Genomic DNA, 8,956 nt, shown 5'->3' with positions numbered 1-8,956 from the left:
CTGGCCCGGGTCTACCCGGACACCCGCCGCCAGCGCTGCTGGGTCCACAAGACCGCCAATGTGCTGAACCGGCTGCCCAAGCGCAGCCAGCCCAAGGCCAAGTCGGCATTACAGGCGATCTGGATGGCCGAAACCCGCGCCGACGCCGAACAGGCCTTCGACGCCTTCCTGACCGCCTACGGCGACAAGTACCCGAAAGCCGCCGAGACGCTGGCCAAGGACCGGGAAGACCTGCTGGCGTTCTACGACTTCCCGGCCGCGCACTGGCAGTCGATCCGGACCACCAACCCGATCGAATCGACCTTCGCCACCGTGCGGCTGCGCACCCACAAGACCCGGGGTTGCGTGACCCGCGACACCGTCCTGAGCCTGACGTTCAAGCTCGGCCAGAGCGCGCAGAAGCGCTGGCGTCGGCTCCGGGGTTACGAATGGCTCGACAAGCTCGAGCGCGGGGTGACGTTCATCGACGGTGTCGAGCAGACCGAACCGACCAACGACGAGGCATCCTCCATCACCGACCGGAGCGCCGCCTGAACCAGCGATCGCTCATACACCAGACTTGACCATAACTCGGCGTTATGTGCTTCCGAGATTAGCAATAAGGCGTAATTAGAATGCCAGTGTTGGCTGTAGATGTTAACGAAGATTGTTTTGTTCGCCAAGTCAAGGATGGGCTTGGTATAAGGGCTTCAACCCTGCATGAGCTTCTATCTGACACCCTGAAATCAGAGATCGAAAAATCAGTCGCCAGATCGTTTCACGATGGTCAATTGATGAATGTAAAAGTAACCGAGAACGGTTCGCCGTCGATGCACTCACTAAAGGAGGCGGTAGACTCAGGTGGGTATCCGTTCTGGTATGTAAAAGTTCAGGTTGATCTTATCCCTGGCGTCAAGATTAGTGAATCTGACTTGAATGTATGTGGCTGTGTTAGGCTTAACTCTGTGAGATACGGGGATGGCTCAAAGACAATAAAATTTAAACACAAGGAAATGAAAACCAGAGAAAGGTATCTGGTTGAATTAATTCAGCCAGTCATCTTAGTTGGCGTGCTGGAAGAGATCCGAAAGGAAATCGTAGAAAAATGCAACTGCCATGATTCTTTATTGCGTCCGGTAAAACATGGAGTGTGGGAGTGGCTCCAGCAATTTTGCTGCATAAACTGCGGTAGTCTTTATATATGCGATTGTTTTAGGTCCGCGGTAGAGAAACACCTAGAAGTCGCAAAACAGAAGCGCGCCAATTACTCCAGTTCTGGATGGCCGCATAGGTTTCTCCGTTCGGTTGACGAGTCTGAATATAGAGCCGGCATCTGTCATCTGTGCACGGGAAAGCCTTCTAACCTGTTCTTCTGTCATCCTATGTATGGAAGCTCTGTGCGAGTCAAATATGGCGCCTATATGAGAAAGTTTGAAATACAGGACGAACTTTCTGTGCGGGATGCTGAAAATAAGGTGCGAGAAATGTTGGGTATCCCTAAAGTCGGCGAGCGATGGGTTAGCGAGACGCAGTTGTTTCGGCTCGTAGAGTCGTTGTTTTCGGAATACGAGGTGATCCGGGAGGCAAGCCCAGATTGGCTCGGAAAACAAAGGTTAGATATTTTTATCCCAGATCTCGCATTGGCAATAGAGTACCAAGGTGAGCAGCACTATCGTCCTGTGGCGTTATTCGGCGGGGAAGAAGGGCTAAAGAAAACGAAAGAAAGGGACAAGCTAAAACTGAAGCTATGCCGTGATAATGGGATTAAGGTCGTTTATTTTTCTCACAAGGAAGATCTTTCACAATCAAAAGTAGAGAAGAAGCTGATTCGTGAGCTCAGCTCTGCAGAGAGACGCTGAGGATTTGATTGTACAGTTAATTCACATAACAAGGCGCTGCTGTCGGACAAATTTTCCGCTGCACTCCAAATTTGCCGCAGAGCGCGGCGTTAAAACTACGGGAGTCGAATGCAGAGGCCGCAGTCATTTCCAGATGAGGTTTATGACAACCAGCTCTTCCCTGAGTTTAGGCGTGCAGCCCAGCGAGATTGGTTATGGGCCATTGCATGGCTTTCGGGTCTTCTTGGCCTTTTTCTGGTCTTGAATTTGGCGCCAGGGATCAGGCCGGGTGAGGAATCAATTGGTTCTTGGTTCGAGCGGTCTGGTGCTTTGGTTGGCGTGTTTGGGCTCATAGCGGAATTTCGGGCGCGGAGAATAGAGGGTACGCTTGACATGGCGGCTCTTCGCCTTGAGACGGAGTATTACGCGAAGCTCGTACTTTTTGAGCATAGAGTCGCTTTTCTTCACCGCGCAGTCCTTGTCTATGCTGCGTTCGGTGCGCTGGTATGGAGCTATGGCGAACCACTGCTCACCGGATTATCCAAGTTTTAACAAGTGCAGGCACAGGGACAAAATTTCGGCTACGCTCCAATTTTGCCCATGCTGCAAGCGTTAGGCCGAGCGCCATGATACGCCGTGCAACAATAGCTGATGCCACTGGTATTGCGCAGGTGCATGTAGAGAGCTGGAAAGCGATCTACCGAGGGCACCTTCCGGAGGAGTACCTCGACTCGCTTTCGCCAGAGAGAAGAGCTCGCTCTTGGCAACAAGCCCTCTCGCAGGGAACTGTCGAGATCGCGGTGTCCGATACGGGCTCAGAGATCACCGGCTTCGTCAGCCTTGCTCCTTCTCGGGACGAAGATGCCGATGATGCGACCGGCGAGCTCACGGCCATTTACCTGGAGCCATCAATCTGGCACCAAGGCATTGGGCGAGACCTCATGGACTGGGCGAAGGCTGCTGCCGTGCGCCGTGGCTGGGATAAGCTGACGCTCTGGGTGCTCGAGGGCAATACTCGCGCCCGAGATTTCTATGCCGCAACAGGCTGGCGGCTCGAAGGAAGCACTAAAAACGATTCAATCGGCGGCCTTCAGGTTGTGGAAGTGAGGTATGTGTGGCATCAGAAGGCCTAACCATGCGCATGCAGCGGACCTGCGAAAGCGTCACTTTTCTTGCTTACGCAAGAAAAGCGCCCCTTCCGCAGGCCGCTGATGCGCCGCGTTAGCCCCCCCATACTAAGACACGGAAATGGAATGCCTTGGACTTCGGAACACACTAAATGGCTCGTCGACACCGGCGAACGACTGAAGACTGCCGACGGCAAGGAAGTCGAGGTCTGGGAGTTCCGTCATAAGAGCGACGCGGCAGTGCTCTCGGCCTGGGCCAGGCATTTTCGGAATCACTACTGCTTTGACAGCGAAATCGATTATTGGCGCAGAGGGTACAAGTGTTCTCGCGGAGAGTATCTCAACACTATAAAGTTCCCGGACCCAAAAGATGCGCCAGGACCAAGCATCCGCGCTGGCGACTTTGGAGAAGTGCTGGTTGCCGATTTTCTTGAATATCTGCTTGGCTACTGGGTTCCACGTACTCGCTATGGTGACAAAACCATCCGGAACGAGTCGACAAAAGGCAGTGACATCATCGGCTTTCATATCGTCAAGGATGGCAAAGCCTCTTCGAAGGATAGGCTGGCGATCTTTGAAGCGAAGGCGCATTTCTCAGGAAAGAAAGCCAAGGCGAGACTTCAAGATGCGGTAGATGGCTCGGCAAAAGACATCGCACGGAAGGCGGAGTCCTTAAATGCCGTCAAGCAAAGGCTGCATGGCAGGAATGAGCTCGATGATGCCGAAAAAATTGAGCGTTTCCAAAACGAAGTAGATCACCCATACAAGGAAGTTTATGGGGCTGTCGCGCTCTTTGAGAATCCGCTTTTTGACGGCCACCTGACATCCTCGACCGATGCCTCCTCTCATCCGCATTCAGGTGAGCTTGCGTTAGTGGTCATCAAAGGGGATCAGATGATGGCACTCGTCCATGAGCTCTACAGGAGGGCTGCGGATGAGGCCTGAACAGAAATCCCAACTCCTGCTGGGCGTCACACGGTCAAAGGCCAAGATGCTCGAGTACGGTGTTCCTGAAGAGCATCACATCAAGATCACCCAAGATCCGGCCAAGCTCTTCACCATCTCGATTGGCCTGCTCGGTGACCTCGCCGCCGTCATCAACCGGGAGGAGCCAGATCCCGATTCTATCGCAGAGCTGAAAACCAATCTGCTATTTTCCGCCCGCTTTTTCGACTCCTACCTCCAGTCAAAGCTGAACGAGACACTTGATCCCTACCTCGTGCTTCTGGGCTCCGCCTCCTATTATCTGTGCGATCTGCCTGGGAGTGCTTCGGTATTAGCAAAGCGCATCGATGGTGACTGTCCGGATCTGGATGGCGATGCTTTGGAAGAGCTGTTGCTTTGGCTGTTGCAGGCTGATCTGCGAACCTATTTTGATGAAACGGAGGGACCATTCGGTGGATTCATCGACGAGATTTCAAAATGGATTCTCCAGTTTTTCGAGGATGGAAATGGCGAAGAAAATCTTCTCGATCTCGCCACGAAGCTGAGGGAAGCCGTCTATGAATTCGGCACACCCAGGCAGCTTCTGTTTGGCGATATGATCGCGGCGGTTCTGAGGAAAAAGCTCGAAAATTCTGCCTGGAGGGCTTTGCCGTCATATTCCGGGCTGCCCCGCGACAAATGGCTCCATGCGCTGCAAAAGGATTCGTTCATCAAGGAACTCTGGCCTGCGCAACACCTTTTGGGTAAGGCGGATGTTCTCAAAGGTGAGTCTGCCATCGTTCAAATGCCCACCAGCGCTGGCAAAACGAAGGCAACTGAACTGATCCTTCGAAGCGCGTTTCTGGCCGAGCGCGTGTCACTGGCCATCATCATCGCCCCGTTCAGAGCGCTGTGCCATGAGATCAAGAACAGCCTTGTCGAGGCATTCCACAACGAACCCACCAAGGTGGATGAATTGTCCGACGCCCTACAAACCGATTTCGAGATTGCCGAACTCCTGGGGCACCAACAAATCCTGGTCGTAACCCCCGAAAAGCTGCTCTACGTCCTTCGGCACGCTCCGGAACTCGCTGACCACGTTGGCCTGCTGGTTTTTGATGAAGGCCACCAGTTCGACAGCGGCACCCGAGGTATCACATACGAGCTGCTCCTGACGTCGCTGCGATCCATGATTCCTGAAGGAACCCAGAAGGTGCTGATCTCAGCGGTCATCAGCAACGCCGAGGCTGTTGGGGAATGGCTGAACGGGGAACCCAATGTCGTCGAAGGCACAACCCTGATTCCGACTTTCAGGTCGGTCGGATTCGCGAGCTGGCTCGATCAGTTGGGAAGGATCGAGTACGTCGACAGCCGTGACGCCGAACAAAACGAGTTTTTCGTTCCGAGGGTGATTGAAAGATTCAATCTCGGGAGGAAGAAGCGGGAAAGGAAGGACCGTTGTTTTCCTGAAAAGACTGATGGGCAGGCTATCGCACTATACCTTGGCCTGAAATTGGTCCCGAATGGCAGTATCGCTGTTTTCTGCGGAAGGAAGTCGACAGCGGCGAGCGTATGCGAAAAGGCCGTCGATATTATTGAGCGAGGAGCGCCCCTGGCCTGGCCGTCTGATTTTTCAGACGCGCAGGAAGTTGAGCGGCTGACTCATCTGCATGTCGAGAATCTCGGCGCTGTCGCTACGGCGTCTCAGAGCGCGGCATACGGAATTTTTTCTCATCATGGCAATACGCCGCATGGTATTCGGCTGGCGGTGGAGCATGCCATGCGTGACGACCTTGTGCGACTCGTTGTTTGCACATCAACCTTGGCGCAGGGTGTAAACCTTCCGATTCGATACCTCATCGTGACCAGTGTCTACCAGGGTATGGAGCGCATCAAAGTTCGCGATTTCCATAACCTCATTGGCCGAGCTGGCCGAGCCGGGATGCATACCGAAGGCAGCATCCTGTTTGCCGATCCGGTGATCTTTGACAAGCGAAAGGCCAGAAACGATAAATGGCGCTGGGAACAGGTGAAAGAACTTCTGGAGCCGCGCAATTCTGAGCCATGCATCAGCAATCTTCTATCGATCTTCGACCCCATCAAGAGCGATGACGAGAAATACACCATCACCATGGAGGCTCTGGATTTTGCCAAGGCCTATATCGACGATCCTGATGAAGTTGCCAAATTGGCTGCCGGGATATCTGCACAACATGGAGAAAAAAATTTCTCACGAGACGGTGTCGAGCGGCAAGTCGCCTGGAGAATCAGCCTCATCTGTGCCGTCGAGAGCTTTCTATTATCCCATTGGGATGAATCGGAGGATGGTCTTTCGGAAGCAGATGTGACCCGCCTGGCCGAAGGGACGCTTGCTTTCTTCCTGGCTGATGATCAGAAAAGGGAGCATATCCGCGAGTTGTTTCAGCTTCTCGCTGGGAACATCTCGGCAAACATCACCGATCCGGCTCGCCGTAAAATCTACGGCAGGACGCTTTACGGTATTCTGGATGCCCAAGCCATTGAGGGATGGGTTCAGTCCAGCGCTGACAGCCTGCTTTCGATTGTTGATGAAACAGAAGCGCTCGATCTTGCCTGGCCATTGCTCACCCGGCATATAAACGGTGGCATATTCACCAAGTTCGATAAACCGGAGGTACTCAAAGAGATCGCACATGGATGGATCAGTGGAAAGCCGTTCAGCGATCTTCTGGAAATCATCCGTAAGCGAAAAGCCAAGATGATATGGGGTACCCGCCGGAGGGAGTTCAAAATCGATCATGTCATCGATGTCTGCGAAGGGACGCTCGCATATGACGGAGCGCTTGTTGTAGGCGCTGTGTGCGAATTCATCGAAACTCTCGACCAAGATGACACCGGAGACTTGATCAATCGTTTGCAGCTTTTTCAAAAGCGACTGAAATATGGTCTGCCCACCGAAACCACCATTGCCCTTTATGAGCTTGGCTTTTCGGACCGAGTCATCGCTCAGGACCTTGCCGTATCCTTGAACCTGGCAGCGACTCAGAAGAAGGATCTCGCGAAGGCACTGAAACAAGACCGGGACGGAGCAAATGCGGTGATGGAAAAATATCCAAGCTACTTCCAGGAGCGAATGAATGAAATCTTGGGCTAACAAGGCGCTGCACCGGACGGCCATTCCGCTGCACTGCATGGCCGCCGGTGAGCTTTGTCGTTATGGCGCATAGATGTCAGGTTTCGCCTGATTGCATACCGCGAGATCGCCACAACCTTCACCGCCGCCGGCTACGAGCAGGTCGTCATCTTCCGCGACGGCGGCACCAACGCCTATCTGGCGCGCTGCGGTTCAACGCCGGGGGAGGGCGGCCGACGCTGGGTGCTGGCGTGGCGGGGCACCGAGGCCGACTATCAGGACATCATCGCCAGGGAAGTCGGCGAACAAGACCGACTCGTGGGCACCGGACACAGTCTTGGCGGCGCGCTGGCCCAACTCGCCGCCTTCTACCTCTACCGCGACCTGTTCGGCGACAGCGGCCAGCTCGCGGCCGTCTACACCTTCGGTTCTCCCAGAGTGTTCGGCACTGAGCAGGCCAGGCACCTGGAGCGCGCGTCGCCTTACCCCCATTTCCGGGTGGTCAACGGCGCCGACTTGGTGCCTCGGGTGCCGCCGGTGGCGCGCGGGTTCCGACACACCGGCCGCAACGTCTACATCGAGCGCAACGGCGATATCCGCAAGGACCCGTCCTGGTGGAGCGTCTTCAAGGATGTCGGCTGGCGTCAGGCGGTGCTGGTCGGCCTCACGCTGCTGCTGGTATGGGGCGGCCTCACCGGACTGGAGGCGCTCGGCATGGTGACCCTGCCATGGTACGCGAAGGGCATCGTCATGGCCGTGCTCGCCATCGCCGCGGTGCAACTGCTGCCGAAGCTGCTGCGCCTGTTCCCCGGCAAGACCCGCGCCCGCTGGCGCCTCGTCAGCGACCATTTCATGGAGGCGTATGCGCGTGGGGTGCGGGAGGGGCGGGTGATCGGGTAGTTCTACTGCGGGGACTCTTGAGCCCGGCTGTTCCTTCCCTCGGATACCTTGTTTGCCTTCAGGCAAGGCTGTACTCTTAAACGTACGCCAAAATGTACTGGGTGGTTTCCATGTCAAGGGTTCGAGTCGATGAAGATATCCGTCCTCTGTCTGAATTTCGTGCAGGGGTAGCCACATTCGTAAAGCAGCTCCATGAAACCCGTCGTCCTATGGTGCTGACACAAAGGGGTCGTGGCGTTGCAGTACTGGTGGATGTTCACGAGTACGAGAAGATGCAAGAACGTCTGGAAATACTAGAAGAAGTGTATAAGGCGGAAGAACAAATAGCCTCCGGGGATGGTACAGAGCATGAAGATGCGAAGGGGCGGGTTTTGAATGGGCTGACCCAATGAAGATCGTCTGGTCCCCGCTTGCGCTGGAGCGTGTCGAGGACATGGCGCGGTATATTTCAGAAGATAGTCCGGATGCTGCGGTACGGTGGGTTGATGATTTATTTGCCGCAGTAGAGCGGTTAGCTGATTTCCCCAAAAGTGGACGAATGGTTCCGGAGGTGGGATCACCTCGCATAAGGGAGCTGATATTTGGAGCGTACCGGGTGATTTATAGCATCAAGGATCAGATTGATATTCTGACTGTGCGTCGCAGTAGTCAGCTATTGCGTATGTCCGACCTTGATGATGACGAAACATAACCACCGGCTACACAGCGACCGATTTTCCGCCGCTTCTTGGCTCCAAACCGGCGCGTGACCCGATCAACACCCACGTCAGGAACATCCTGGAGAGCGGCGAGCTGCCCGCCGAGGCAACTATTAAGGAAAACTTAATAGTTCGTCAGGAAGGGGCGCGCCAGGTGCGGCGCAAGGTGAGTGTCTACAGCCTGCCGATGATCCTGGCCGTCGGCTACCGGGTGCGTTCCCCCCGGGGCACCCAGTTTCGCCAGTGGGCCACTGCCCATCTGGAGGAGTACCTGGTCAAGGGCTTCGTCATGGACGACCAGCGCCTGAAGGATCCCGGCGGCGCAGAGACGAGGCACCGGAGGCCGATGCCGAGGACTTGCAGGAGCTGGAGGCGCTG

Annotated in this window: 8 protein-coding genes and 1 pseudogene; all 9 read left to right on the top strand. The window is 55.0% G+C overall.

The features are described 5' to 3' along the window. A partial coding sequence (locus C998_RS14125; RefSeq protein ID WP_018871051.1) for an IS256 family transposase occupies positions 1 to 534 on the top strand: 534 nt, incomplete at its 5' end. A gap of 80 nt (positions 535 to 614) precedes the next feature. Next, a complete protein-coding gene (locus C998_RS14885; protein WP_156001305.1) occupies positions 615 to 1,838 on the top strand; it encodes a hypothetical protein in 1,224 nt (407 codons plus the stop codon). Between the two features lie 605 nt (positions 1,839 to 2,443). After that, positions 2,444 to 2,950, top strand: a complete 507-nt coding sequence (locus tag C998_RS14625; RefSeq protein WP_026279601.1) for a GNAT family N-acetyltransferase — start codon at positions 2,444 to 2,446, stop codon at positions 2,948 to 2,950. A gap of 120 nt (positions 2,951 to 3,070) precedes the next feature. Beyond that, positions 3,071 to 3,889 (top strand): Hachiman antiphage defense system protein HamA, encoded by an 819-nt coding sequence (locus C998_RS14620; RefSeq protein WP_081617441.1) that lies wholly within the window; start codon positions 3,071 to 3,073, stop codon positions 3,887 to 3,889. Beyond that, positions 3,879 to 7,001 (top strand): DEAD/DEAH box helicase, encoded by a 3,123-nt coding sequence (locus tag C998_RS0111660; protein ID WP_018871048.1) that lies wholly within the window; start codon positions 3,879 to 3,881, stop codon positions 6,999 to 7,001. Before C998_RS14620 ends, C998_RS0111660 begins: the two co-directional genes overlap by 11 nt. Positions 7,002 to 7,055: 54 nt before the next feature. Further along, positions 7,056 to 7,880 carry a lipase family protein gene (locus tag C998_RS0111655; RefSeq protein ID WP_018871047.1) on the top strand — a complete coding sequence of 275 codons (825 nt, stop codon included), beginning with the start codon at positions 7,056 to 7,058 and terminating at the stop codon, positions 7,878 to 7,880. A gap of 92 nt (positions 7,881 to 7,972) precedes the next feature. Then, entirely contained in the window at positions 7,973 to 8,272 is a 300-nt protein-coding gene (locus tag C998_RS14615; RefSeq protein ID WP_231364988.1) for a type II toxin-antitoxin system Phd/YefM family antitoxin, read from the top strand. After that, complete coding sequence (locus C998_RS14610; protein ID WP_081617440.1) at positions 8,269 to 8,571, top strand: type II toxin-antitoxin system RelE/ParE family toxin; 303 nt, start codon at positions 8,269 to 8,271, stop codon at positions 8,569 to 8,571. The genes C998_RS14615 and C998_RS14610 overlap by 4 nt, the downstream gene beginning before the upstream one ends. Positions 8,572 to 8,639: 68 nt before the next feature. Further along, positions 8,640 to 8,894: pseudogene (gene rhuM / locus C998_RS15300) on the top strand (RhuM family protein); the annotation flags it as partial. Positions 8,895 to 8,956: the final 62 nt, after the last annotated feature.

Source organism: Thioalkalivibrio sp. ALgr3 (assembly GCF_000377325.1).
In the GTDB taxonomy this organism is placed as follows: domain Bacteria; phylum Pseudomonadota; class Gammaproteobacteria; order Ectothiorhodospirales; family Ectothiorhodospiraceae; genus Thioalkalivibrio.
The sequence above is the reverse complement of the archived record's forward strand: the minus strand, read 5'-3'. Positions and strand labels throughout refer to the sequence as shown.